The sequence below is a fragment of the Pseudocitrobacter sp. 2023LY-00077 genome (genome assembly GCF_055796175.1).
This window is the reverse complement of record NZ_JBSPEI010000015.1, coordinates 55,675-79,435: the sequence shown is the minus strand read 5'-3', so window position 1 is coordinate 79,435 and position 23,761 is coordinate 55,675. Positions and strand designations below refer to the sequence as shown.

Genomic DNA, 23,761 nt, shown 5'->3' with positions numbered 1-23,761 from the left:
ATATCTTCGCCTTAAAGATGCATTTAAAATACATCTTATATTATCGATGACGAGGTAACGACTATGGCCTTCCGCGACCAACCTTTAGGTGAGCTGGCGCTCTCCATCCCGCGCGCATCTGCGCTGTTTCGTAAATACGATATGGACTACTGCTGCGGCGGTAAGCAAACCCTGGCTCGCGCTGCGGCTCGCAAGGAACTGGACGTTGACGTGATTGAGGCTGAGCTGGCAAAACTGGCTGAGCAGCCGGTTGAGAAAGACTGGCGTACCGCCCCGCTGGGTGAAATCATCGATTACATTATTCCGCGCTACCACGATCGCCACCGTGAACAACTGCCGGAATTGATTTTACAGGCCACCAAAGTCGAACGCGTACACGCCGACAAACCGAACGTGCCAAAAGGCCTGGCAAAATATCTGACGATGCTGCATCAGGAGCTCTCCAGCCACATGATGAAAGAGGAGCAGATTCTGTTCCCGATGATCAAACAGGGCATGGGCAGCCAGGCGATGGGGCCAATCAGCGTGATGGAAAGCGAGCACGACGAAGCGGGTGAACTGCTGGAAGTGATTAAGCACACCACTAATAATGTCACCATTCCACCCGAAGCCTGCACCACCTGGAAAGCGATGTATAACGGTATCAACGAGATGATCGACGACCTGATGGAACACATCAGCCTCGAAAACAACGTGCTGTTCCCGCGCGCGCTGGCGGGTGAATAATCCCCTGTCTTGATGTTTCCCCTGCCATCAGGCAAACATAAAAAAAGGTGCCGTTAAGCACCTTTTTGACATTTTCCATCAGCTTATTTGGCGATGGCTTTTTTTCTCAGGAACATCCAGCCCAGCCCCAGAATCACGAACCACAGCGGGGTGACGATCAGCGCCTGACGGGTATCGGTTTCCAGCGTCAACAGAACGATAACGAACGCAAAGAACGCCATGCAGACCCAGCACATCACTTTACCCAGCGGCATCTTGTAGATCGATTTCTCGTGCAGATGAGGACGCTGTTTGCGATACACCAGGTAAGAACACAGGATAATCGTCCACACGAACATAAACAGAATCGCGGAGACGGTGGTGATCATGGTAAACGCCGCGATCACGCTTGGGTTCACATACAGCAGCACCACGCCGCCCAGCAGGCAGATACAGGAGAAGGTCAGCCCTTTCGCCGGTACCGCGCGTTTAGAGAGCTTGGCGAACGCTTTCGGTGCCACGCCGTCCTGCGCCAGGCCGAACAGCATACGGCTGGTTGAGAATACGCCGCTGTTCGCGGAAGACGCCGCTGACGTCAGCACCACGAAGTTGATAATGCTTGCTGCCGCCGGCAGGCCGACCAGCATAAACAGTTCTACAAACGGGCTCTTATCCGGGACAACAGAGCTCCACGGCGTCACGGACATAATGATGATCAACGCGAAGACGTAGAACATGATGATACGAATCGGAATCGAGTTGATCGCCCGTGGCAGGGATTTCTCCGGGTCTTTGGTTTCCGCAGCCGTCGTACCCACCAGCTCAATCCCCACGAAAGCGAAGACCGCTATCTGGAAGCCTGCAAAAAAGCCGCTAATGCCTTTCGGGAACCAGCCACCGTCATTCCACAGGTGCGCAAATGAGGCCTCGGTGCCGTTTGGTGCCTGGAAGTGCATCAGGATCATCACCAGGCCGACGACAATCAGCCCCACAATGGCGACGATTTTGATCATCGCAAACCAGAACTCCATCTCACCGAACATCTTCACGGTAGCAAGGTTCAGGCTCAAAAGCAGCACGACAACGGCAAGTGATGCCACCCAGTCCGACAGCCCCGGGAACCAGAACTGCGCATAGGCGGTTATCGCCACAACGTCGGCCATGCCGGTGACCACCCAGCAGAACCAGTAGGTCCAGCCGGTGAAATAGCCCGCCCACGGGCCAAGCAGGTCGGCGGCGAAGTCGCTGAAAGATTTATATTCGAGGTTGGATAACAGCAGCTCGCCCATCGCACGCATCACGAAGAAGAGCATGAAGCCGATTATCATATAGACAAAAATAATCGACGGGCCGGCAAGACTAATGGTTTTCCCGGAACCCATAAACAGCCCGGTACCAATTGCGCCACCAATTGCAATAAGCTGAATATGCCGGTTCGTGAGGTTTCGCCGCAGCGATTGTTCAGCCGGAGCCTGTTCTTCGTCGGCTGCGACTTTTATCTGATCTACCATGTGATTTTCTTCCTGTTGGTTCTGTCTGTGTTGTGCAGGCTCTTGTGGCCTTTATTTCATCTAATGAGACGATCCCGAAAATAGGATGACTCGATATTAGGTAAGAATCGGCGGGATGAATACTATGATTTGAATATAATGTTAATTATATGTTGAAAGTGAGTGTTATATCACTCCAACTATGGGAATCACGTCACAAAAATACACGCAATAGATGTATTTGCAAGATAAAACTCCAGCAAATGTCTAACTTAAGAATTTACTACTCATTTTAAGTATCCCCTCACCATAAGGAGAGGGGATGACGCGAGCTTACAGGATTTCCAGCAGCTCGACTTCAAAGACCAGGGTGCTGAACGGCGGAATGGACGCACCAGCGCCGCGCTCACCGTAGGCCAGGTTATGAGGGATAGTCAGTTCCCATTTGGAGCCAACCGGCATCAGGGTCAGCGCTTCGATCCAGCCTGCGATAACGCCGTTAACCGGGAATTCAGCCGGTTCGCCGCGCGCAACGGAGCTGTCGAATACGGTGCCGTCGATCAGTTTACCGGTATAGTGCACGCGAACGTGGTCGGTGCGCGCCGGGATAGCGCCTTCGCCCTGAGTCAGAACGCGGAATTGCAGACCGGATTCGGTGCTGTTCACGCCTTCTTTTTCACGGTTTTCTTCCAGGTATTTCACACCGTCTGCCGCCATCGCTGCAAAACGTTCTTTACGCACAGCATCAGCACGTTCGTGGATTTCACGCAGCGCACGGTGCACAGCTTCAACAGGCACAGCAGGCTGTTTGCCTTCCAGTGCGTCAGCGATGCCAGCTACCAGCGCTTCCGGCAGCAGGCCCTGCAAACCGGACTCGCTCAGCTGCTGTCCTACCTGCAGGCCGATGCCGTAGCTTGCCTGTGCTTCGATGGTGTCAAAAGTCGGGGTGGCCATTGTCTTTCCTTTCTTCGGGTATAAAGTAGCGGGCAGCATAACAGCCATGCCCTGAACGGTAAACTTTGTGTCAGGAAAGATGACAAATCGCGGGGAAAAAGAAACAATAGGCTGGGAGAATGATCTTGCCTAAGGATGTGTTGCGAAAGCGCGCTTTGCCTCGCCGTTCAGGCAGTTAGCCAGCTATACTCGTGACGAGGATAATAAAAGACGCGGAGCAGGAGGAAAACCATGCCCGGGCGATTTGAGTTAAAACCTACGCTGGTGAAGATTTGGCATGCGCCGGATAATCTTCGCATCATGGACCCGCTACCAACCATGCACCGTCGCGGCATTATTATTGCTGCGCTGGCGGTGATCATCGGCTTCCTGCTGCCGTCAAACGACGACACAACGTCCGATCCGGTAAGCCGCACTGCGCAGCTCGATGTGCAGTCGCAATCACGCCCACAGCCCGACAACGCGCCAATGCAAACGCAGCTGGTGACGCCGAGCAACGATCCCGGCCTGGTCGCTCCTGTTGAGCCGGAACCTGTTCCTGAAGAACAGCCGCAGGAGCAAGAGCAGCCACAGGCGCAGAGCCAGCCGCAAACGCAACCGTTCCAGGAAAATCAGGGCATCGACCAGCAGTGGCGCTCCTACCGCGTAGAACCCGGTAAAACGCTGGCACAGCTGTTCCGCGACCACAATCTTCCGGCAACCGATGTTTACGCGATGGCGCAGGTCGAAGGTGCAGGCAAGCCGCTGAGCAGCCTGCAAAACGGCCAAATGGTACAAATTCGCCAGAACGCCAGCGGTGTGGTAACGGGGCTAACCATTGATACCGGGAATGGACAAGTGCTGTTTACCCGCCAGCCGAACGGCAGTTTTATTCGCGCGCGGTAATGCATTAGCCCGATGACATCATCATCGGGCTGACCTTATTTCTTGCTGACCTTATTCACCCACCAAATCCCCGAGCACACCAGCACCAGCGCCACCGCGTATTTCACTTCCAGAATATTTTCACCGAGGAAGATAGCGGACAGCACCGTTCCCGCGACCGGAATAACGAAGTTAAACGGCGCAATCATACTGACGCGGTTGTATTTGAGAATCACGCTCCACAGAGCGAAAGCGACGGATGAGAGGAATACCAGATACGCGAGGATCGCCAGCGCCGTCGTGCTCTCAATCGCTAAATGACCACCCGTAAGATAGCCGCCCACCACCAGCGCGCCACCGCCGATCGCCAGTTGCCAGCCCGTCATGACCGTAGGGTCAACCGTTTGTGAGATACGTTTGCCATAGAGCGTGGCTGCCGACAGGATAAAGGCGGCGAGCACTACAAAGCCATCGCCCTGCCAGACAAAGCTGAAATCCGCCAGCGAGTGGTTGAAGTTCACCAGCATCACGCCGATAAAGCCCAGCACGCAGCCGATGGTTTTGTTATAGCTCAGGCGGTCATTCTGATAGATAAAGTGCGCCAGTAACACGCTAAAGAAGGTGCCTGTCGCATTCATGATGGACCCCTTCACGCCCGTCGTGAACGCCAGACCGATGTAGAAGAAGGCGTACTGGATGGAGGTTTGCGTGAGCCCCAGCAGTGTGAGCTGACCGAACTGGCGACCGCTCAGGCGTGCGATAGGTTTACGCTGCGCCAGCGCGAAAAGCAGCAACACCAGCCCGGCAAACAGAAACCGGTAGCCAGCAAAGACTATCTTCGACGGGATATCGTCGGTCGCGATGTGAAAAAGTTCATAACCGTTTTTGATGGCGGGGTAAGAACTTCCCCACAGCAGGCAACAGAGCGTTGCACAGGCGTAAGCAACATGTTTACGGGCAAAGACGGGAGCCGGGCAGGCAGTTTCCATTCCATACACCAGAGTTAAAATGACGTTTCATTTATTATCATGGATTGTATGAGAAATAGCTACCATACCAGCGCTAAAGCAGGAGCGATAAAAAGCAAAACGCCGGCACAGGGCCGGCGTCTTGTCGTGGTGATGAGTAATTAATTACTCAGCAACAACGTTTACAACCAGTTTAGCGAATACTTCGCTGTGAACCTGGAAGTCAACTTCGTGCTCACCAGTGGTACGCAGAACGCCGTTCGGCAGGCGAACTTCGCTCTTAGCAACAGCAACGCCAGCAGCAGAAACTGCATCAGCGATGTCGCGAGTACCGATGGAACCGAACAGTTTACCTTCGTCGCCAGATTTAGACGCGATGGTAACGGTGCCCAGTGCATTGATTGCTTCAGCACGTGCGTTAGCAGCGGCCAGAACGTCAGCCAGTTTGGCTTCCAGTTCAGCACGGCGTGCTTCGAAGAATTCAACGTTTTTCTTGGTAGCAGGAACAGCTTTACCCTGTGGTACCAGGAAGTTACGAGCATAGCCCGCTTTAACGTTAACCTGATCACCCAGGCTACCGAGGTTTGCTACTTTATCAAGCAGAATAACTTGCATTACCTTATCCTCTCAAAGTCGTATTAATGGACCGTGACCGATTACTGATGACGATCAGTGTACGGCAGCAGGGACAGGTAGCGAGCGCGTTTGATAGCGCGAGCCAGCTGACGCTGGTATTTTGCACGGGTACCGGTGATACGGCTTGGGACAATCTTACCGCTTTCGGTGATGTAGTTTTTCAGCGTAGCGATATCTTTATAGTCGATCTCTTGAACGCCTTCCGCGGTGAAACGGCAGAACTTGCGACGACGGAAATAACGTGCCATATGGCTAGTCTCCAGAATCTATCAATTCAATCTGCTCGGCATGCAGGACCATTTTAGTCAGGCCATTCTTTGCTTTGTGGCAAGAGATAAAGCCCTGAACGGTGACTGCGCTACCGACCGTTATACTGTGAGTAATGGCCTGGTTTTCGTGTCCGCTAATAATAACGGGCATTTGGCACCACGCCTGCCGGTGAAAGCCGGCTTCCTCTTGCACAGAACGATGCTCAAGCACGAACTGGCAGTGAGGAATTCCTGATGGACTGACCTTTCGAAGGGGAGCCCTGCACACGGTGCCGGACAGCGCCAGACGGTTGGTCATCAGAAATTACTCTTCAGAATCCCCAGCTTCAGCATCATCTGCGGTTTCGTTTGCGAAATCATCGCGACGTTCACGACGCTCGTCTTTCGCTTTAACCATCGGAGATGCTTCGGTAACAGCGTGTTTAGTACGCATAACCATGCTGCGGATAACGGCATCGTTGAAGCGGAAGTTAGTTTCCAGCTCATCGATCGCTTCCTGCGGAGCTTCAACGTTCAGCAGAACGTAGTGAGCTTTGTGCAGTTTGTTGATCGGATAAGCCAGCTGACGGCGGCCCCAGTCTTCCAGACGGTGGATCGTACCTTCTGCTGCAGTGATTGCACCAGTGTAGCGCTCGATCATGCCCGGAACCTGTTCGCTCTGGTCAGGATGGACCATAAAAACGATTTCGTAATGACGCATCGAATTGCTCCTTACGGATTATTCAGCCTCCTGTCTGGGTCAGCCGCGGCCCATGGAGGCAAGGAACGTGTTAAAGGGCGGCTGAAAAATTGACGCGTCATAATACTTGTACGGCCTGTGAAACTCAAGGTGATTGCACAAATAATTCGCACAAAGCGTAAAGCGGGTCTAAGGCGATGATTTAGAATCAAACAGCATGAGATGCGCTGCTTTTTTGAACAACCCCATCAAAAATGGTCACGATTTACCCTAAGAGAAACGATTACACTTTATGTAGAACAACCGTATCGAGAGGAGCGAAGTTACCGTAACGTCAGTGCTGAAGTGGAGCGTACAGGATGAAAAACATCACCATTGCCATTCTCGCGGCGCTGTTTCTAAGTGCAAACGTCTCCGCCGCCATCAAAATCGACGCCCGTCAGGCTCGCAATATGGACGATGTGCAGAGCTTAGGGGTCATTTATATCAACCATAATCTCGCGACGGTCAGCGAGGCTGAGCTGGCGCTGAATGAAGAAAGCGACGCTCAGGGCGCGAAATACTTCCGCCCGATATTAATGCATGAGCCGGGGAGTAATGGCGTGATACATGCAAGTGCCGCTGTTTATCGTTAAGCATCTGCGACACGCCAGAAAATGCAGTTGTCCGGTTTATCCGAACAACTGCATTTTACATTTTACGGCAACGTAACCTCTGGGTCTGGCTCATGCGTTATGCGATTACGTAAATCACGTCTTATCAGTTCGATGACCCAAAACCAAAAAATATGCCCCGCTATTTCAGAAACATACTCATCAAATGGAAGTTCCGTTAACGGTGGCGTCAGATTTAATGCCGGGCAAAATATCCCATGCACGGCTACCGTCACGATTAACCCTGCAAGGACGCCCTGCCAGAGTTTCACTTTCGGGAAGCACTCCGCTGCAACGCAATATCCAATCGCAAAGACAAGCGAAAAAATTATGTGCGTCACCATCACAGGGTTAATTATATGCTCAGAGAAGGTGTAGACCGTTTGGGTTGGATCAATGCCCATATAATCACGTAAGAATATATAAGGCGGGTTAAACTCATCCCGACCGCCTGAAAATGTACGCGGAGGCAAAGGGACTTCCGCGCCCCACTTCACAAATGCCGACATAATACCTGCGGCGAACCCAACAAACGTCGCCACGCCATAGCGACGACGAGCAGGATCGGTTCTCACAAAAAGTCCGTTAAGCGCCATAGAAACCCCGGAATATTCCGTATAAGAAGATGAGTAAGGGTCTGTCTTTTATCCCTGGCAGGCCGCGTTATTGATAAGAAAGGCCCCGTCGCCTGACCGATGACATCCCTGAGGAGATTCGGCAACGGGGCGCTTAGTTACTTCTGCCCGTAATAGGCGTTTGGCCCGTGCTTACGCATGAAGTGTTTATTCATCAGGTAGCTGTCGATAGGGTTTAGCTGCGGGTTAATGCCGCGCGCAATCCACGCCATTTTCGCCACTTCTTCCATCACCACTGCGTTATGCACCGCATCGTGAGCATCTTTCCCCCAGGCGAACGGTCCGTGCTGATACACCACAATTCCCGGCGTATGCAGCGGCTCGGCGTCACCCAGCGTTTCGATAATCACTTTGCCAGTGTTTAGCTCGTATTCACCCTGCACTTCTTCTTCGCTTAACCCGCGCGTACACGGGATATCACCAAAGAAGTAGTCAGCGTGCGTAGTACCTAACGCCGGGATCGCCAGCCCCGCCTGCGCCCATGCGGTGGCATGAGTGGAGTGGGTATGGACAATGCCGCCCAACGACGGATAACGGCGGTAGAGTTCGAGATGCGTCGCAGTGTCGGAAGACGGGCGATACTCCCCTTCCACCACCTTGCCGCTCATATCGACCACCACCATATCGTCTGCTTTCATGGTTTCGTAGGCGACACCGCTGGGCTTGATCACCACCAGCCCGCGTTCGCGGTCAATGGCGCTGACGTTGCCCCAGGTAAAGGTCACCAGCCCGTAGCGCGGCAGATCCATATTGGCTTCAAATACCTGCTGTTTCAGCTTTTGCATTATGCCGCCTCCACCATGCCTGCTTTGACCATGCGCGCTTTCACCCAATCACGCGCTTTAGCCACTTCTGCCGCTGGGTCTTCCGCCGTTTCGCTCCACATCTCAATCAGATAGGGCCCGCAATAGCCACTCTGTTTAAGCGTTTCGAAGCAACGTTCGAAATCCACCACACCCTCACCAAACGGCACGTTTTTGAAGACGCCCGGTTTGGTGTCTTTCACATGCACCGCGACGATATGCCCGATTCCGGCCTGCAACTCCATCTGCACGTCGTTGTCCCACGCCGACAGGTTGCCAATATCCGGGTAAAGCTGGAACCACGGGTTGTTGAGATAGTGCGCGTAACCCAGCGCCTTGCTGATGGAGTTCATCAACGGATAGTCCATGATCTCCATCGCCAGCGTCACCTGCGCACGGCTCGCCATCTCAACGCTCTCTTTCAGGCCGTCACGGAAACGACGACGCGTTTCGTTATTGGCTTCCTGATAGTAAACGTCATAGCCCGCCAGCTGGATCACGCGAATGCCGACGTCCTGCGCGAACTGGATGGCTTTGCGCATGATCTCCAGCCCCTGCGCCCGCACTGCGTCATCTTCACTGCCCAGCGGAAAACGACGATGAGCAGAAAGGCACATGGACGGCACGCGCACGCCGGTTTCCACAACCGCGTTGACCAGCGCCAGACGCTGCTCGCGGCTCCAGTCGAGGCGCGACAGGCGCTCGTCCGTTTCATCTACCGACATCTCGACAAAATCGAAGCCTAACGTTTTTGCCAGTTGCAGCCGTTCCAGCCAGCACTCCCCGGCGGGGAGCGCTTTTTCATAGATGCCAAGCGGGATTTGTTTGGACAACATATCCGCTCCTTAGCCCCACAGCTGGGCGATGGAACGTTTGAACTGACGCGCAGCTTCAACCGGAGAAGCGGCATCACGGATGCTGCGACCCGCGATAAACACATGAATCGGAATGCCTTTGAACAGCGGCAGATCTTCCAGCGCCAGGCCACCGGTGACGGTGACTTTGAAGCCCATATCGGAAAGACGTTTGATCGCGGTGATATCTGCTTCGCCCCATGCCACGCCTGCGGCCTGCGCGTCACGGCTGCGGTGATAAACCACCTGCTGAATGCCTGCGTCGCGCCACTGTTGCGCCTGTTCCCAGGTCCAGTAACCGGTCAGTTCGATCTGCACGTCGCCGTTAAACTCTTTTGCTACGTCCAGCGCACCTTTGGCGGTGTTGATATCCGCACAGCAAATTACGGTCACCCAGTCAGCGTTGGCTTCGAAGCACATACGAGAAAGGATTTTGCCCGCATCGGCAATTTTGGCGTCTGCCAGCACGATTTTGTGCGGGTAGAGTGCTTTCAGGTCACGAACCGCACGCACGCCTTCGCCCACGCACAGAATGGTGCCCACTTCGATAATGTCGACTTCTTCGGCAATCAGGCGAGTGGTTTCGTAGGCGCTATCCATAGTCTGGTTGTCCAGCGCGACTTGCAACATCGGTAATGACATGTTCAATTCCTTCTTAAGCTGCCGCGTTGGTGCGGTCAATGAGATCCAGTACTTCCTGCTCGGTACGGCAGGCACGTAAACGGTCGAAATTCTCTTCATCTTCAAACAGGTTGACGATCTGCATGATGCCCACTTCCTGGTGAGTGTTGGCATCGACCGCCGCCATAGTGATGAGGATATCCACCGGGTCGTTATCTTCGTGGTTGAACTCCAGCGGCTTTTTCAGCGTCACCAGCGCAAAACCGGTTTTCTTAACGCCCTCTTCCGGGCGACCGTGCGGCATTGCCAGGCCCGGTGCGAGCACAAAGTATGGGCCGTGCTGTTCAACGCCATCCAGAATCGCCTGGTAGTAACGCGGCTCAACAACATCGGCCGCCACCAGCAGGTCAACGCCGATTTTCACTGCGTCCTGCCAGGTTTCAGCTTCAGCCTGCAGACGGATGGATTTATTTTCAGCCAGCGAATCACGTAATTTCATGGCGCGCCCTTACTTCACGTCTTGCGGGAAATGTTCTTTGATCACTTCCAGCAGTTTCGGGCCAAAGTCGGCAGGAGAGAGCATGTTGCGCACGCCAACCACGTATTTGTTGCCGGTCACGGTGATTTCGCCCGCAATGTGCGTAGAAGCGATGATGATATCCGCGCCGCTCAACTCGCTTTTGTATTCGCCAACCGCGCAGCTGTTTACCGTGTGGTCGATGTTCGACTGGGTTAAAAACTGGTCCACTTTCATCTTCATGATCATGGAACTGCCTTGTCCGTTGCCACACACAGCCAGAATACGTACGGTCATAATCAAAACTCCTTATTAAGCAGACTGTTCTGCCAGTTGTTTTTCTGCATCTTCTTCTGCGCGCAGCGCGCGGCCAGCGAAGAACATATAAGCCAGTGCAATGACGATGATGACGGTCATAAAGGCGATACCGATGGAGAAGAAACCCTGCATCATCGGCGGTGCCAGAATCGACCAGTCCGCCATCCCCATCCAGGCGCTCATACCGGTGAGTTTCACCGCCCAGACGCAGCCGAAGATTTCAATCATCCCCATCACCAGACAAATCTTGATCGCCGCACGCCAGCCGCCGAAGTGGTTAGCGAACACGCCGATAGTGGCGTTAGAGAAGAACATCGGGATAAAGCCCGGAATAATCAGAATGGAAGAGCCGCAGGCGACCAGAATGCCAACCGCAATCAGCTGACCGATAGTGCCCCACATAAAGCCCCAGACCACGGCGTTCGGCGCGAAGCTATAGATAGCCGCGCAGTCAATCGCCAGCACCGCACCGGGGATCAGGCGTTGGGAAATGCCGTTAAACGCTTCAGAGAGTTCCGCCACAAACATGCGCACGCCCTGAGTGATGATGAAAATCGCCACCGCAAAGGAGAAACCGGTTTGCAGGATGTAGACCGTCCAGTGCACTTTGCCCGCCATCGCCTGCACGGTATCGATACCGAAGGAGAGCAGAATGGCACCAAAGAAGATGGTCATGACAATCGCCGTGGAGACGATGTTGTCGTGGAAAATATTCAGCCAGCCTGGCAGTTTGAGGTCTTCAACGCTCTCCTCTTTTTTGCCGAGGAACGGCGCGACTTTATAAGCAATCCATGATGCAAACTGTTGCTGGTGACCGATGGAGAAACCGCAGCCGTCCGTCACTTCCTGAGTCGGCTTGTACATCATGTTGGAGGTGATGCCCCAGTAGAGCGAAACCAGAATCGCGGTGCAGATAATGGTGGTCCACATGGAGTAGCCAAAGATGAACAGCGTGACGGCAATCAGCCCGGCCTGCTGGAACATGATGTGGCCGGTCAACATGATGGTGCGAATGCCGGTAATGCGACGCAGCAGCACGTAACAGATGTTCAGTGCCAGCGCTAACAACACCGCGTAACCCACCCAGCTATAGGCATCGCCCATGCGCTCGATAGTGGCCATCATCGAAGCGTAAGTATCTGAAATCGCACCGTTGATGCCATAAACTTCCGACATTTTCGCCACCACCGGTTTGAAGGTGCTGGTCAGGATGCCGGACCCGGCCTGCAGCAGCATAAAACCGATAATCGTTTTGATGGTGCCTTTGATAATCACGCTGACGCTTTTACGCAGCAGGATGTAGCCCAGGCAGGTCACGATACCCAGTAACAGCGGGGCATTGGTCATTACCTGATTAAAAAAAACGGTAAAGATGTTGTAGAGGATATCCATAACGCTCTCCGGGATTGAAGGCGCAGCGGTCAGCATGCGTCTGTCTGTTTTGAATGCTCACTCTAATAATCAAAAATAATCACAACAAGATTTAATTTGATTAAATGTGACTTGCGCCGCAATAATAACCACCATCCTTATATGGATATAAATGATTCTGATTATCAATTAATTTATCCATTTAAAATCAATAAAATACAAACAAAACACATTGATTCAAGCCGTTATAAAATACATACAGAGACATAGCCTCCTACCTGTCTTGTGATCAATGCCCATTGCAATCTTGAAAAAACAGCGTCATTATCAATCACAACAAATCACCATGTGACGTATTTTGAAATCTTTAAGAGGGATAAATCATGAGTAAAGTAGAAACTATCACGCGTGAATCCTGGATCCTGAGCACCTTCCCGGAATGGGGCTGCTGGCTGAACGAAGAGATTGAGCAGGAGAAAGTGGCACCGGGAACATTTGCGATGTGGTGGCTGGGCTGCACCGGTATCTGGTTGAAATCTGAGGGTAACACCAATATCTGCGTCGATTTCTGGTGCGGTACTGGCAAGCAGAGCCACGGCAACCCGCTAATGAAGCAGGGCCACCAGATGCAGCGCATGGCGGGTGTGAAAAAATTGCAGCCAAACCTGCGCACCACCCCGTTCGTCCTTGATCCATTTGCCATCCGCCAGATCGACGCCGTGCTGGCTACTCACGATCATAACGATCATATTGATGTGAACGTCGCCGCAGCCGTAATGCAAAACTGCGCTGATGATGTGCCGTTTATCGGGCCGAAAACCTGCGTGGATTTATGGATTGGCTGGGGCGTGCCGAAAGAGCGTTGCATCGTGGTTAAGCCGGGCGACGTGGTGAAAGTGAAAGACATTGAAATTCATGCGCTTGATGCATTTGACCGTACTGCACTGATCACTCTGCCAGCGGATCAAAAAGCGGCTGGCGTACTGCCAGACGGTATGGACGATCGTGCGGTGAACTACCTGTTCAAAACGCCTGGCGGCACGCTGTATCACAGCGGCGACTCCCACTACTCTAACTACTATGCAAAACATGGTAACGAGCATCAGATCGACGTGGCGTTAGGATCGTATGGTGAAAACCCGCGCGGTATCACCGATAAAATGACCAGCGCCGATATGCTGCGTATGGGCGAAGCGTTAAATGCGAAAGTGGTGATTCCGTTCCATCACGACATCTGGTCAAACTTCCAGGCCGATCCGCAGGAAATCCGCGTACTGTGGGAGATGAAAAAAGATCGTCTGAAGTATGGCTTTAAGCCGTTTATCTGGCAGGTTGGCGGCAAATTCACCTGGCCGCTGGATAAAGACAATTTTGAGTACCATTATCCGCGCGGTTTCGACGACTGCTTCACGATTGAACCCGATCTGCCGTTCAAATCGTTCCTGTAAGCATTTGTTCTGCCGGATACCCTTCACGTATCCGGCTCGCAACGCTCTCCTTTGCCGGATAGATCCTATCCGGCACTCTCCTGACATAGTATTTTCGTGACATTTCAAATATCATCTTTGCTCATCATTTTTTATCGGATTAGCTCATGACGGAAGCGCAAAGGCATCAAATATTACTCGAACTGCTGGCGCAGACAGGCTTTGTCACCGTAGAACAGGTGATGACCCGACTGGGGATTTCACCGGCCACCGCTCGCCGGGACATCAACAAGCTCGATGAAAGCGGCAAACTGAAAAAAGTGCGCAACGGTGCCGAAGCTATCAATCAACCGCGCCCGCGCTGGTCACCGATGAATATTCATCAGGCGCTGAATCACGACGAGAAAGTTCGTATCGCCAGAGCCGCATCCCAGCTGGTGATGCCCGGTGAAAGCGTGGTCATTAACTGCGGGTCAACCGCTTTTCTGCTGGGGCAGGAAATCTGCGGTAAACCGGTGCAAATCATCACCAACTATTTACCACTGGCGAACTATCTGATTGAGCAGGAACATGACAGCGTGATCATCATGGGCGGGCAGTACAACCGCAGCCACGCCATTACGCTCAGCCCACAGGGCAGTGAAAACAGCCTCTACGCCGGGCACTGGATGTTCACCAGCGGTAAGGGCCTTACCGCCGAAGGGTTGTATAAAACCGACATGCTCACCGCGATGGCCGAACAAAAGATGCTTAATGTTGTCGGTAAACTCGCCGTGCTGGTCGATAGCAGCAAAATCGGCGAGCGAGCAGGCATGCTGTTCAGCCGCGCCGATGAAATCGATATGGTTATCACCGGCAAGCAGGCTGACCCGGACATCCTCAAAGCGCTGGAAGCACAAGGCGTGCAGGTGCTGCGCGTTTAGAGATGGCGCGTAAAGAAATCCACAGCGTGGGTTAAGGCTTCTGGCGTAATGCGATGGCGCACGCCAGCTTGCCAGACACAGGTCAAATTAGCGTCCAGTTGGTCGCGCTTCAACGCCTGCTGCAGACGAAATGTTTCATCAGGCGGCACCACATCGTCAGCATCTCCGTGCCAGAGCAGCAGCGGCCTGTCTGCGACACGGGCGAGCTGCTGGCTGACATCCCACTCGGCCAGCAGCGGCGCAAGGCCAGCACGCTGCGTTTCGGCGGGGGGGAATAGCGTTGTGGAAAGCGAACCGAAATAGCCCGACCCCATCAGGCTAGCCACGCATTTAAGCTCAGGATGATGTGTCATGATCCCCAGTGCCGTCATTCCGCCCATCGAAGCCCCCGCCACCGCAAGACGCCCCTCGCTCACCAGTCGCTCACGGTATAGCGCTTCCTGCAATGCCGGAAACTCATGAAAGTTTTGCAGCAGGATCTGCCAGAAGTGCTGTAACCGTTGCTGCTCGTCACCGTTAAAGCGCGCCCCATGTTCCGCCGCGCTCGGCATCACCACGCGAAAACCAGCCTGCGCCAGCGCGACGGCAAAATAGCTGTAAACCAGGTTTGAGGAGGTAAATCCATGATAAAAAACGATGCATGGCAGCGGTTGTTCAGCGCAGCCTTTCGGGAACGCATGCAGGATTTCATTCCCCGCGAGCATGCGCATTTCCAGTTCAATCATCGGTTGCCTCCTTCCGGCATACTGAATATCAGGCAAAGCAGTGGGGCTTTAGCAGATGATCCTTTGTCTGATTTTTAACATTGAGAACCAAGTTGCACTTTCGTGAGATTTTCATTCGAAAATAGCGCTTGAGATAACAAATCGGGAACATTCCCCTAATGGGAATTTCCTTATACCACTACACTGTGAATATCAGGAAACGGGATATGGTTATGCGTCGCTTTACTCCTCTGTTACTGGCGTTACTGTTGAGCAGTTGCAGCATTCTGGAAGGTACGCCTACGGCCCCTCCAGCGGCAACGGATACTCCACAAGAAATTCGTCGTAACCAGACGGAAGGCTTGCAGCGGATGGGCACCATCAGCGTCATGATATATGGCTCGCCAATGGATGTCGAAGCCGCGCTGAAAGCCAAAGCGACTGCGGCCAAAGCGGATTACTACGTCATCATTATGATTGATGACAGCACGGTGGTTCCGGGGCAGTGGTATTCGCAGGCCATCCTTTACCGTAAATAGTGGACAACATTGTTGAACCAGATTTACGCAGGTTTGTACCTTATTCACGTTTCCCTGATGCAATATGGCGTCAACAACGACCCATCCGAAGGAGCGGATGCAAGTATGCCCTGACGTCTGCTATGGACTGCCCTACGGGGTTTTGTATATGGAGCTGACGATGAAACGATCTCTTACCTTATCTACCCTGCTCTTTTCTGGCGGAGCCAACACCAGCGCGGCGCAATCGGCTGAATTTGCCAGCGCGGATTGCGTTACCGGGCTGAATGAAATCGGGCTGATTTCCGTGAACAATATTTCCGGTAGCCAGCAAGATGTCGAAGATGCCATCGCCCAGAAAGCGGATGAACAAGGTGCTTCCTGGTATCGCATTGTTCAGATGTACGAAGAGCAGCAACCGGACAACTGGCGAGCACAGGCGATTATCTATGCCTGAGACAATAAAACGCGTGGAAGAGTAACCGGCAGAAAGCCGCTCTTCCACGACGTCGCCATTTCCTCACACGCCCCCTGTCGCCCTCAGCAGTACGTCACTGATAACCTGATCGTTAAGCAACACGCCGCCGCGCGTATCCAGCATCATTCGACACCAGGCCTGCGCCATCGGTGGTGACGCATATTTCAGCATCTGCGCGCCCGTACCCAGTAAATAGATTTGCATCACAATTTCGCGCCCCTGCGCTTCCGACGGCTTACGTAAACGCTGTTGCAACTGCCGCCACTGGCGATCGTAGTGGCGATCCTGGCCTTTCACGTCGCCGCACATCTCCGCCAGCAGTTCCAGCGCATCCGGCTGCTTTGTCAGCACGCGCAGCACATCCAGACACATGATATTTCCAGAGCCTTCCCAGATACTGTTCACCGGCATTTCGCGATAGAGACGCGGCAGTTCATTCTCCTCGCAATACCCGGAACCGCCCAGCACTTCCATCGCCTCGGCGACAAACGGCATACCCGCCTTGCAGATGGCGAATTTCGCCGCTGGTGTAAACAGCCGCGCCCAAAGGCGCTCAGCCTCATGTGACTGCCGTCCCCATGCGCCAGCAAGGCGAAACAGAAACGCCGTTTGTCCTTCAAGCTGTAATGCCATTCGCCCCAGCACCTGGTGCATCAGCGGTAAATCGACCAGATTCTTGCCAAACGCCTGACGCTGGAAGGCATGATAAAGCGCCACCGACAGCGCCCGACGCATCATGCTGTGACTGCCCATTGCGCAATCAAAACGCGTCAGGCCACCCATGCGTAGAATTTGCCGCACGCCCTCGCCCTCTTCGCCCAGCAGCCAGCCGATAGCGTCCTGAAATTCAACCTCACTGCTGGCGTTAGAACGGTTACCGAGCTTATCTTTCAGGCGTTCGATACGAATGGCGTTGCGCTGCCCGTCGGGCAATAAGCGCGGCATAAAGAAGCAGGAAAGCCCGCCAGTGGCCTGCGCCAGCACCAGGTGCGCATCGCTTTGCGGTACCGAGAAAAACCATTTGTGACCCACCAGCCGATAGCTGCCATCCACCAGACGCTCCGCTCGCGTGGTGTTGCTCAACACGTCCGAACCACCCTGCTTTTCTGTCATCCCCATCCCAATCAGCAACCCGCGTTTTTGCCCGCCGGGTAGCAAATGCGGATCGTAGCGATCGCTCAGAAGTGGCGTTAGCCACTCTTTAAATTCACCTGGCAGCGCCTGTTGCAGCAAGGGAGTGGCCGCAAACGTCATGGTAATCGGGCACAGCGTTCCGGCTTCCACCTGCGCATGCAGCATAAAACGCGCGGCGCGGGCAACGAACGAGCCCGCGCGAGCATCCTCTTCCCACGGCAGGTTGTGTACCCGGTTGGCGCACAGCCCCTGCATCAGCAGATGCCACGCGGGATGAAAACGAACGTCGTCCAGACGTGTGCCGGTGGCGTCGTAGCGCAGAAGCTCGGGGGGATTGGTGTTGGCGAGCCGCCCCAGTTCCAGCGATTCGGCGGTACCCAGTTGCTGACCGATACTCGCCAGCAGGTCGCTATCCCAGCCCGCGCCTTCGCGCGCCAGCGCCTCGCGCAATGCGCCATCGGACAAAAACAGATTGCTGTTATTTAACGGGCCAGGCTGATTAAAAACGGTGTGCGTTTGCCAGGACATGTGTCTCCCTCCGTCAAGTGGCAGTGCCTTAAGTATGGACAGAGGTAAGGATTTGGCGCCGGATGGCGGTCACAAAAAAGCCATCCCGCGGGATGGCTTGATTTTAACGCATGATGCATTAACCGCGCTGGCGTACCGCTTCAAACAGGCAGATGCCCGTCGCCACGGAGACGTTCAGCGAAGAGACGCTGCCCGCCATGGGAATGCTGATCAATTCATCGCAGTGCTCACGGGTCAAACGGCGCATACCTTCACCTTCTGCACCCATCACCAGCGCCATACGGCCGGTCATTTTGCTCTGATAGAGGGTGTGATCCGCTTCGCCGGCAGTGCCGACGATCCAGATATTCTCTTCCTGCAGCACGCGCATGGTACGCGCCAGGTTAGTGACGCGGATCAGCGGCACGTTTTCCGCCGCACCACAGGCCACTTTCTTCGCGGTCGCGTTAAGCTGCGCGGAGCGATCGCGCGGAACAATCACCGCGTGCACGCCCGCCGCATCGGCGCTACGCAGGCAGGCGCCGAGATTGTGCGGATCGGTGACGCCATCGAGGATCAACAGGAACGGGTTTTCCAGCGAAGCGATCAGATCCGGCAGATCGTTTTCCTGATACTGGCGGCCCGGCTTCACGCGCGCAATAATGCCCTGATGCACGGCACCTTCGCTTTTCTCATCCAGATACTGGCGGTTCGCCAGTTGGATCACCACGCCCTGCGCTTCCAGCGCGTGGATCAGCGGCAACAAACGTTTATCTTCGCGGCCTTTTAAAATAAAGACTTCCTGAAAACGTTCAGGAGCGCGCTCCAGCAGGGCCTGGACTGCGTGGATACCGTAAATCATTTCACTCATTGATGGGTCTCATTGCTAACGTTTTGCCGGGGGCGCTGCGCTTGCCCGGCCTACCGATTATTCTCCCTCTCCCCTATGGGGAGAGGGTCGGGGTGAGGGGCAGGTTTTACTCCGCCACTTTCTTCTTCGCCGCGCGCTTCGCTTTGGTTGCGGCAGCAATTTTCTGCGTTTTCTCAGACGGTTTTTTCGCTTTTCTCGCGTCTTTCTTCGCGGCTTTCGGCTTCTGCTTTTTCTCACCGCGGAAAGCGCTGTCCGGCTCGAAATTCACTTTCTTGCCAACCTGGCGACGGCGACTGCCGTTTTTATTCGCCGGGCCTTTCTTCGCTTTTTCGCGTTCAGTTTTGCCGACATTACGCGGCGCACGTTCGCTGGAAATCAGCGAGAAGTCAATCTTACGCTCGTCCATGTTTACCGCTTCCACGCGAACTTCCACGCGGTCGCCCAGACGATAGGTCTGCCCGCCGGATTCACCAATCAAACGCTGACCAATCTGGTCGAAACGATAGTAATCGTTATCCAGCGATGAAACGTGGACCAGGCCATCGATAAACAGCTCATCGAGACGGACAAAGAAGCCAAAACCGGTCACGCTGGCAATGACGCCTTTAAAGACGTTACCCACCTGATCCTGCATGAAGTCACACTTCAGCCAGTCAGCGACGTCACGCGTGGCTTCATCAGCGCGGCGTTCGGCCATGGAACAGTGCTGACCCAGTTGCAGCATCTCTTCCATCGAGTAGTGATAGCCACCGGTTTCCGTGGTGTTACCTTTATGGCCCTGCTCTTTCGCCAGCAGATACTTAATGGCGCGGTGCAGCGACAGGTCAGGATAACGACGAATCGGCGAGGTAAAGTGTGCATACGACTGCAACGCCAGGCCGAAGTGACCCCGGTTTTCCGGGTCGTAAATCGCCTGCTTCATCGAACGCAGCAGCATGGTTTGCAGCATTTCGGCGTCAGGACGATCGGCGACGGATTCCAGCAGCTCGGCGTAGTCACGCGGCTCCGGCTTGTTGCCGCCCGGCAGTTCCAGGCCCAGCTCCGACAGAACGGAACGGAATGCGGTAATCGCTTCCGTCGTTGGCTTATCGTGAATACGGAACAGCGCAGGTTCTTTCGCTTTCTCGACGAAACGCGCCGCCGAGATGTTTGCCAGAATCATGCACTCTTCAATCAGTTTGTGCGCATCATTACGCTGCGTCTGCTCAATACGTTCGATACGGCGTTCGGCGTTGAAGATAAACTTCGCTTCTTCGCTCTCGAACGAGATACCGCCACGTTCGCCGCGCGCTTCATCCAGCACTTTATAGAGGTTATGCAGCTCTTCGATGTGCTTAACCAGCGGCGCATACTGCTCACGCAGATCCTGATCGCCCTGCAGCATATGCCACACTTTGGTGTAGGTCAGACGCGCGTGCGAGCTCATCACCGCTTCATAGAATTTATAACCCGTTAAGCGGCCTTTTGATGAGACGGTCATTTCGCAGACCATACACAGGCGGTCAACCTGCGGGTTCAGCGAGCACAGACCGTTAGAGAGCACTTCCGGCAGCATCGGTACAACCTGAGACGGGAAGTAAACGGACGTACCACGGTTGCGCGCTTCTTTGTCCAGCGGGGTTGGCGGACGAACGTAATAGCTTACGTCGGCAATCGCCACCCACAGACGCCAGCCGCCACCGCGTTTTTTCTCGCAGTAAACCGCATCGTCAAAGTCACGGGCGTCTTCACCATCGATAGTGACCAACGGTAAATCACGCAGATCGACACGGCCAATTTTCGCTTCTTCCGGCACCTGCTCTTTCAGCCCGGCAACCTGCGCTTCTACCGCTGGCGGCCAGACGTAAGGGATCTCATGGGTACGCAGCGCCATGTCAACGGCCATGCCGGTGCCCATGTTATCGCCGAGCACTTCGACAATTTTACCAATCGCCTTGGTGCGGCGGGTTGGGCGCTGGGTCAGTTCGACCACCACCACAAAGCCCATACGCGCGCCCATCACCGCTTCTGGCGGGATGAGAATATCAAAGCTCAGGCGGCTGTCGTCGGGCACCACAAAACCGACGCCCGCATCGGTGAAGTAGCGGCCAACGATTTGCCCGGTTCTCGGCTCCAGCACGCGCACAATACGCGCTTCGCGACGGCCTTTACGATCCGCGCCCAGCGGTTGTGCCAGCACCTGGTCGCCATGCATGCAGACTTTCATCTGTTCGCTGGAGAGATACAGGTCGTCTTTACGCCCCTCTACGCGCAGGAAGCCATAGCCATCGCGATGACCGATAACCATGCCTTTCAGCAGGTCGAGGCGTTCCGGCAGCGCATAGCACTGGCGACGAGTGAAGACCAGTTGCCCATCACGCTCCATGGCGCGCAGGCGACGGCGAAGGGCTTCAATCTGCTCTTCGCCTTCAATGTTCAGTTCAACCGCCAGCTCTTCACGATTGGCAGGTTTTTCACGTTTTGTTAAATGATCGAGGATAAATTCCCGGCTCGGGATAGGATTGGCGTATTTTTCAGCTTCGCGGTCCAGGAAAGGGTCTTGTGACATATCGGTTCCTCCGTAGTCATCGTTGTCGGCGATAGTCTTTACTCCACCAACAATAATTTATAAAGCGGTTGATTCTCTTCAACCAAATCGGCCAGTGTGTAGTTATCCAGTTCCTTGAGAAAACTTTGCACGGCTTGAGAAAGCGCCTGTTTCAATCGACAGGCCGGTGTGATGTGGCAGAACTCACTGCTGCAATTCACCAGCGAGAGAGGTTCCAGTTCGCGGACAACGTCGCCTACGCGAATCGTCTCCGCCGGCTTGCCCAGCCGGATCCCGCCATTTTTCCCCCGCACTGCCGTCACGTAGCCCGCGCGGCTTAGCTGGTTGATGATTTTCACCATATGGTTACGTGACACGCCATAGACCTCTGTCACTTCAGAGATACTGGTCATCTTGCCATCTGGCAACGACGCCATGTAGATCAGCGCGCGTAATCCATAATCGGTAAAGCTTGTTAACTGCACATCAACCTCAGGGGAACAGGAACTCGGGAAGAATAATTTCGAATATTTATATTGATGATAAACCAGCCACCAGCCAGGTCGCTAATTTTTTCGGTGCGGGAAGGAAAAAAGCGCGGATCTTGCAAGATATTAAGCCGGATACAGCGCAATGCGCGTTATCCGGCCTACAGGCCCGGTGACTCTCGTTACCGGGCATTTCCATCAATTACGCGTCGAACGGGTCGCGCAGAATCATGGTTTCGGTACGGTCAGGGCCGGTAGAGATAATATCAATCGGCACACCGGTCACTTCTTCGATACGCTTGATGTAGTTCAGCGCTGCCTGTGGCAGGCCGCTACGCTCTTTCACACCGAAAGTGGATTCAGACCAGCCAGGCATGGTTTCGTAAATCGGCTCGATACCTTCCCAGTCGTCTGCTGCCAGCGGAGTGGTAGTGACTTCGCGGCCATCCGGCATACGGTAAGCCACGCAGAGTTTAACCTCTTTCAGGCCGTCCAGTACGTCCAGTTTGGTCAGGCAGAAGCCAGACAGGGAGTTGATCTGCACCGCACGGCGAACCGCAACGGTATCCAGCCAACCGGTACGACGGCGACGACCGGTGGTTGCACCGTATTCGTTACCCTGTTTGCACAGGAATTCGCCGGTGTCATCAAACAGCTCAGTCGGGAACGGACCCGCACCCACGCGAGTGGAGTAAGCTTTGATGATACCCAGTACGTAGTCAACATAACGCGGGCCCAGGCCGGAGCCGGTCGCCACGCCACCCGCAGTGGTGTTGGAAGACGTTACGTACGGATAGGTACCGTGGTCGATATCCAGCAGCGTACCCTGCGCGCCTTCGAACATGACGAAATCGCCACGTTTGCGCGCCTGGTCCAGCAGGTCAGACACATCAACGACCATGCCGGTCAGGATGTCGGCAACCGCCATGACATCGTCCAGCACTTTCTGGTAGTCAACTGCGTCTACTTTGTAGTAATTCACCAACTGGAAGTTGTGATATTCCATCACTTCTTTCAGTTTTTCAGCGAAGGTTTCTTTGTCGAACAGATCGCCAACACGCAGACCGCGACGCGCGACTTTATCTTCGTAAGCCGGGCCGATACCACGACCGGTGGTACCAATCGCTTTCGCGCCACGCGCTTTCTCACGTGCGTTATCCAGCGCAACGTGATAATCGAGGATCAGCGGACATGCTTCAGAGAGCAGCAGACGTTCACGAACCGGGATACCACGGTCTTCCAGTTCTTTCATCTCTTTCATCAGCGCGGCAGGAGACAGCACAACACCGTTACCGATGATGCTGATGACATTCTCGCGAAGAATACCTGATGGAATAAGATGGAGGACGGTTTTTTCACCGTTGATTACGAGAGTATGGCCTGCGTTGTGACCGCCCTGGTAGCGTACAACATATTTAGCCCGTTCTGTCAGGAGATCGACGATCTTCCCTTTACCTTCGTCACCCCATTGGGTGCCCAGTACGACGACGTTGTTACCCATTTTTCAAAATCACCGTTTGCTTAAAAATGGATTCTACCATCGCTTTTTCAGATATACAGCACTTTTTATATTCAAAATCATGCTGAAAAGGCCGCTTTTTGTTCAGCTAATCGTTTTCGTCAACATGTAGTAGATCACAATGCCCGCAACCACAAGACCGCCGCCAAATCGGCGCAACATCGTATCGGGTAATTGGGTCATCGTAGCGATCATTTTGCGCCAGGCCTTCGGATAAAGCATCGGGCCAAGCCCTTCCAGCACCAAAACTAACGCCAGCGCGAGCCAGATAGTGGAGTTCATTTTTCGTCCTTATAAAAGAAAACCACCGGCATCCGAAGATGCGGTG

Annotated in this window: 28 protein-coding genes; 7 read left to right on the top strand and 21 right to left on the bottom strand. The window is 54.1% G+C overall.

The features are described from left to right. Window positions 1-63: 63 nt before the first annotated feature. Entirely contained in the window at window positions 64-726 is a 663-nt protein-coding gene (gene ytfE, locus ACWWFX_RS18720) for an iron-sulfur cluster repair protein YtfE (protein ID WP_473224453.1), read from the top strand. An 83-nt stretch (window positions 727-809) separates the two neighbouring features. Here ytfE and cycA read toward each other — a convergent pair whose 3' ends face one another. After that, window positions 810-2,216: a D-serine/D-alanine/glycine transporter gene (gene cycA, locus ACWWFX_RS18715; protein WP_276220621.1), complete on the bottom strand. Its 1,407-nt coding sequence runs from the start codon at window positions 2,214-2,216 to the stop codon at window positions 810-812. 312 nt (window positions 2,217-2,528) lie between these two features. Next, window positions 2,529-3,149, bottom strand: coding sequence for an FKBP-type peptidyl-prolyl cis-trans isomerase (fklB, locus tag ACWWFX_RS18710; RefSeq protein WP_015966186.1), 621 nt, complete (start codon window positions 3,147-3,149; stop codon window positions 2,529-2,531). A gap of 231 nt (window positions 3,150-3,380) precedes the next feature. Between fklB and ACWWFX_RS18705 the strand changes: the two genes are divergently transcribed. Next, window positions 3,381-4,034 (top strand): LysM-like peptidoglycan-binding domain-containing protein, encoded by a 654-nt coding sequence (locus tag ACWWFX_RS18705; RefSeq protein ID WP_456146989.1) that lies wholly within the window; start codon window positions 3,381-3,383, stop codon window positions 4,032-4,034. A 35-nt stretch (window positions 4,035-4,069) separates the two neighbouring features. Here ACWWFX_RS18705 and ACWWFX_RS18700 read toward each other — a convergent pair whose 3' ends face one another. The 5 genes from ACWWFX_RS18700 to rpsF form a co-directional block, all read right to left on the bottom strand. Next, complete coding sequence (locus ACWWFX_RS18700; protein ID WP_108476141.1) at window positions 4,070-5,002, bottom strand: DMT family transporter; 933 nt, start codon at window positions 5,000-5,002, stop codon at window positions 4,070-4,072. Between the two features lie 144 nt (window positions 5,003-5,146). Continuing rightward, window positions 5,147-5,596, bottom strand: a complete 450-nt coding sequence (gene rplI / locus ACWWFX_RS18695; RefSeq protein WP_015368607.1) for a 50S ribosomal protein L9 — start codon at window positions 5,594-5,596, stop codon at window positions 5,147-5,149. Window positions 5,597-5,637: 41 nt separating this feature from the next. Then, the gene (gene rpsR, locus ACWWFX_RS18690) at window positions 5,638-5,865 is read right to left on the bottom strand and encodes a 30S ribosomal protein S18 (protein WP_000135199.1); all 228 of its coding nucleotides are present in this window, start codon (window positions 5,863-5,865) and stop codon (window positions 5,638-5,640) included. Window positions 5,866-5,869: 4 nt separating this feature from the next. Continuing rightward, entirely contained in the window at window positions 5,870-6,184 is a 315-nt protein-coding gene (priB, locus tag ACWWFX_RS18685) for a primosomal replication protein N (RefSeq protein ID WP_015966189.1), read from the bottom strand. A 6-nt stretch (window positions 6,185-6,190) separates the two neighbouring features. After that, complete coding sequence (gene rpsF / locus ACWWFX_RS18680; RefSeq protein WP_015966190.1) at window positions 6,191-6,586, bottom strand: 30S ribosomal protein S6; 396 nt, start codon at window positions 6,584-6,586, stop codon at window positions 6,191-6,193. A gap of 338 nt (window positions 6,587-6,924) precedes the next feature. Between rpsF and yjfY the strand changes: the two genes are divergently transcribed. Further along, entirely contained in the window at window positions 6,925-7,200 is a 276-nt protein-coding gene (gene yjfY, locus ACWWFX_RS18675; protein ID WP_276220646.1) for a DUF1471 family protein YjfY, read from the top strand. 62 nt (window positions 7,201-7,262) lie between these two features. On the opposite strand, the gene ACWWFX_RS18670 is transcribed toward yjfY, so the two are convergent. From ACWWFX_RS18670 to ulaA, 7 genes are all read right to left on the bottom strand, one after another. After that, window positions 7,263-7,814, bottom strand: a complete 552-nt coding sequence (locus ACWWFX_RS18670; protein WP_473224452.1) for a YagU family protein — start codon at window positions 7,812-7,814, stop codon at window positions 7,263-7,265. A 137-nt stretch (window positions 7,815-7,951) separates the two neighbouring features. Continuing rightward, complete coding sequence (ulaF, locus tag ACWWFX_RS18665) at window positions 7,952-8,638, bottom strand: L-ribulose-5-phosphate 4-epimerase UlaF (protein WP_064525814.1); 687 nt, start codon at window positions 8,636-8,638, stop codon at window positions 7,952-7,954. After that, a complete protein-coding gene (ulaE, locus tag ACWWFX_RS18660) occupies window positions 8,638-9,492 on the bottom strand; it encodes an L-ribulose-5-phosphate 3-epimerase UlaE (protein WP_473224451.1) in 855 nt (284 codons plus the stop codon). Before ulaE ends, ulaF begins: the two co-directional genes overlap by 1 nt. A gap of 9 nt (window positions 9,493-9,501) precedes the next feature. Next, window positions 9,502-10,152, bottom strand: coding sequence for a 3-keto-L-gulonate-6-phosphate decarboxylase UlaD (gene ulaD / locus ACWWFX_RS18655; protein WP_023216462.1), 651 nt, complete (start codon window positions 10,150-10,152; stop codon window positions 9,502-9,504). Window positions 10,153-10,165: 13 nt separating this feature from the next. Beyond that, complete coding sequence (gene ulaC / locus ACWWFX_RS18650) at window positions 10,166-10,630, bottom strand: PTS ascorbate transporter subunit IIA (protein ID WP_276220654.1); 465 nt, start codon at window positions 10,628-10,630, stop codon at window positions 10,166-10,168. A gap of 9 nt (window positions 10,631-10,639) precedes the next feature. After that, window positions 10,640-10,945, bottom strand: a complete 306-nt coding sequence (gene ulaB / locus ACWWFX_RS18645; RefSeq protein WP_000218362.1) for a PTS ascorbate transporter subunit IIB — start codon at window positions 10,943-10,945, stop codon at window positions 10,640-10,642. Window positions 10,946-10,960: 15 nt separating this feature from the next. Further along, entirely contained in the window at window positions 10,961-12,358 is a 1,398-nt protein-coding gene (gene ulaA, locus ACWWFX_RS18640) for a PTS ascorbate transporter subunit IIC (RefSeq protein ID WP_276220660.1), read from the bottom strand. A gap of 362 nt (window positions 12,359-12,720) precedes the next feature. Here ulaA and ulaG point away from each other — a divergent pair, with 362 nt between their 5' ends. Further along, on the top strand, window positions 12,721-13,785 hold the full coding sequence (ulaG, locus tag ACWWFX_RS18635; protein ID WP_456146987.1) for an L-ascorbate 6-phosphate lactonase: 1,065 nt from the start codon (window positions 12,721-12,723) through the stop codon (window positions 13,783-13,785). Window positions 13,786-13,931: 146 nt separating this feature from the next. Continuing rightward, window positions 13,932-14,687, top strand: coding sequence for an HTH-type transcriptional regulator UlaR (ulaR, locus tag ACWWFX_RS18630; RefSeq protein ID WP_108476134.1), 756 nt, complete (start codon window positions 13,932-13,934; stop codon window positions 14,685-14,687). Here ulaR and yjfP read toward each other — a convergent pair. Next, window positions 14,684-15,412, bottom strand: coding sequence for an esterase (yjfP, locus tag ACWWFX_RS18625; protein WP_473224450.1), 729 nt, complete (start codon window positions 15,410-15,412; stop codon window positions 14,684-14,686). The two genes, ulaR and yjfP, sit on opposite strands and share 4 nt — an antisense overlap. 206 nt (window positions 15,413-15,618) lie before the next feature. Here yjfP and bsmA point away from each other — a divergent pair, with 206 nt between their 5' ends. After that, complete coding sequence (bsmA, locus tag ACWWFX_RS18620; protein WP_149464966.1) at window positions 15,619-15,930, top strand: biofilm peroxide resistance protein BsmA; 312 nt, start codon at window positions 15,619-15,621, stop codon at window positions 15,928-15,930. A 160-nt stretch (window positions 15,931-16,090) separates the two neighbouring features. Further along, a complete protein-coding gene (gene yjfN / locus ACWWFX_RS18615; protein ID WP_015966203.1) occupies window positions 16,091-16,366 on the top strand; it encodes a DUF1471 family protease activator YjfN in 276 nt (91 codons plus the stop codon). A 63-nt stretch (window positions 16,367-16,429) separates the two neighbouring features. On the opposite strand, the gene ACWWFX_RS18610 is transcribed toward yjfN, so the two are convergent. The 6 genes from ACWWFX_RS18610 to ACWWFX_RS18585 form a co-directional block, all read right to left on the bottom strand. Then, the gene (locus ACWWFX_RS18610) at window positions 16,430-18,049 is read right to left on the bottom strand and encodes an isovaleryl-CoA dehydrogenase (protein WP_473224449.1); all 1,620 of its coding nucleotides are present in this window, start codon (window positions 18,047-18,049) and stop codon (window positions 16,430-16,432) included. Between the two features lie 118 nt (window positions 18,050-18,167). After that, on the bottom strand, window positions 18,168-18,899 hold the full coding sequence (gene rlmB, locus ACWWFX_RS18605; protein WP_276220670.1) for a 23S rRNA (guanosine(2251)-2'-O)-methyltransferase RlmB: 732 nt from the start codon (window positions 18,897-18,899) through the stop codon (window positions 18,168-18,170). Window positions 18,900-19,005: 106 nt separating this feature from the next. Further along, complete coding sequence (gene rnr / locus ACWWFX_RS18600; RefSeq protein WP_276220672.1) at window positions 19,006-21,447, bottom strand: ribonuclease R; 2,442 nt, start codon at window positions 21,445-21,447, stop codon at window positions 19,006-19,008. A 38-nt stretch (window positions 21,448-21,485) separates the two neighbouring features. After that, window positions 21,486-21,911 (bottom strand): nitric oxide-sensing transcriptional repressor NsrR, encoded by a 426-nt coding sequence (gene nsrR / locus ACWWFX_RS18595; protein ID WP_015966207.1) that lies wholly within the window; start codon window positions 21,909-21,911, stop codon window positions 21,486-21,488. Window positions 21,912-22,116: 205 nt separating this feature from the next. Further along, window positions 22,117-23,415, bottom strand: coding sequence for an adenylosuccinate synthase (gene purA / locus ACWWFX_RS18590; protein WP_276220676.1), 1,299 nt, complete (start codon window positions 23,413-23,415; stop codon window positions 22,117-22,119). A 102-nt stretch (window positions 23,416-23,517) separates the two neighbouring features. Beyond that, a complete protein-coding gene (locus ACWWFX_RS18585) occupies window positions 23,518-23,715 on the bottom strand; it encodes a DUF2065 domain-containing protein (protein WP_015966209.1) in 198 nt (65 codons plus the stop codon). Window positions 23,716-23,761: the final 46 nt, after the last annotated feature.

What these genes read in the sequence shown, in the direction of transcription:
- ytfE (WP_473224453.1), top strand. Translation starts at nt 64, where the DNA reads ATGGCCTTCCGCGACCAACCTTTAGGTGAGCTGGCGCTCTCCATCCCG.
- cycA (WP_276220621.1), bottom strand. Translation starts at nt 2,216, where the DNA reads ATGGTAGATCAGATAAAAGTCGCAGCCGACGAAGAACAGGCTCCGGCT.
- fklB (WP_015966186.1), bottom strand. Translation starts at nt 3,149, where the DNA reads ATGGCCACCCCGACTTTTGACACCATCGAAGCACAGGCAAGCTACGGC.
- ACWWFX_RS18705 (WP_456146989.1), top strand. Translation starts at nt 3,381, where the DNA reads ATGCCCGGGCGATTTGAGTTAAAACCTACGCTGGTGAAGATTTGGCAT.
- ACWWFX_RS18700 (WP_108476141.1), bottom strand. Translation starts at nt 5,002, where the DNA reads ATGGAAACTGCCTGCCCGGCTCCCGTCTTTGCCCGTAAACATGTTGCT.
- rplI (WP_015368607.1), bottom strand. Translation starts at nt 5,596, where the DNA reads ATGCAAGTTATTCTGCTTGATAAAGTAGCAAACCTCGGTAGCCTGGGT.
- rpsR (WP_000135199.1), bottom strand. Translation starts at nt 5,865, where the DNA reads ATGGCACGTTATTTCCGTCGTCGCAAGTTCTGCCGTTTCACCGCGGAA.
- priB (WP_015966189.1), bottom strand. Translation starts at nt 6,184, where the DNA reads ATGACCAACCGTCTGGCGCTGTCCGGCACCGTGTGCAGGGCTCCCCTT.
- rpsF (WP_015966190.1), bottom strand. Translation starts at nt 6,586, where the DNA reads ATGCGTCATTACGAAATCGTTTTTATGGTCCATCCTGACCAGAGCGAA.
- yjfY (WP_276220646.1), top strand. Translation starts at nt 6,925, where the DNA reads ATGAAAAACATCACCATTGCCATTCTCGCGGCGCTGTTTCTAAGTGCA.
- ACWWFX_RS18670 (WP_473224452.1), bottom strand. Translation starts at nt 7,814, where the DNA reads ATGGCGCTTAACGGACTTTTTGTGAGAACCGATCCTGCTCGTCGTCGC.
- ulaF (WP_064525814.1), bottom strand. Translation starts at nt 8,638, where the DNA reads ATGCAAAAGCTGAAACAGCAGGTATTTGAAGCCAATATGGATCTGCCG.
- ulaE (WP_473224451.1), bottom strand. Translation starts at nt 9,492, where the DNA reads ATGTTGTCCAAACAAATCCCGCTTGGCATCTATGAAAAAGCGCTCCCC.
- ulaD (WP_023216462.1), bottom strand. Translation starts at nt 10,152, where the DNA reads ATGTCATTACCGATGTTGCAAGTCGCGCTGGACAACCAGACTATGGAT.
- ulaC (WP_276220654.1), bottom strand. Translation starts at nt 10,630, where the DNA reads ATGAAATTACGTGATTCGCTGGCTGAAAATAAATCCATCCGTCTGCAG.
- ulaB (WP_000218362.1), bottom strand. Translation starts at nt 10,945, where the DNA reads ATGACCGTACGTATTCTGGCTGTGTGTGGCAACGGACAAGGCAGTTCC.
- ulaA (WP_276220660.1), bottom strand. Translation starts at nt 12,358, where the DNA reads ATGGATATCCTCTACAACATCTTTACCGTTTTTTTTAATCAGGTAATG.
- ulaG (WP_456146987.1), top strand. Translation starts at nt 12,721, where the DNA reads ATGAGTAAAGTAGAAACTATCACGCGTGAATCCTGGATCCTGAGCACC.
- ulaR (WP_108476134.1), top strand. Translation starts at nt 13,932, where the DNA reads ATGACGGAAGCGCAAAGGCATCAAATATTACTCGAACTGCTGGCGCAG.
- yjfP (WP_473224450.1), bottom strand. Translation starts at nt 15,412, where the DNA reads ATGATTGAACTGGAAATGCGCATGCTCGCGGGGAATGAAATCCTGCAT.
- bsmA (WP_149464966.1), top strand. Translation starts at nt 15,619, where the DNA reads ATGGTTATGCGTCGCTTTACTCCTCTGTTACTGGCGTTACTGTTGAGC.
- yjfN (WP_015966203.1), top strand. Translation starts at nt 16,091, where the DNA reads ATGAAACGATCTCTTACCTTATCTACCCTGCTCTTTTCTGGCGGAGCC.
- ACWWFX_RS18610 (WP_473224449.1), bottom strand. Translation starts at nt 18,049, where the DNA reads ATGTCCTGGCAAACGCACACCGTTTTTAATCAGCCTGGCCCGTTAAAT.
- rlmB (WP_276220670.1), bottom strand. Translation starts at nt 18,899, where the DNA reads ATGAGTGAAATGATTTACGGTATCCACGCAGTCCAGGCCCTGCTGGAG.
- rnr (WP_276220672.1), bottom strand. Translation starts at nt 21,447, where the DNA reads ATGTCACAAGACCCTTTCCTGGACCGCGAAGCTGAAAAATACGCCAAT.
- purA (WP_276220676.1), bottom strand. Translation starts at nt 23,415, where the DNA reads ATGGGTAACAACGTCGTCGTACTGGGCACCCAATGGGGTGACGAAGGT.
- ACWWFX_RS18585 (WP_015966209.1), bottom strand. Translation starts at nt 23,715, where the DNA reads ATGAACTCCACTATCTGGCTCGCGCTGGCGTTAGTTTTGGTGCTGGAA.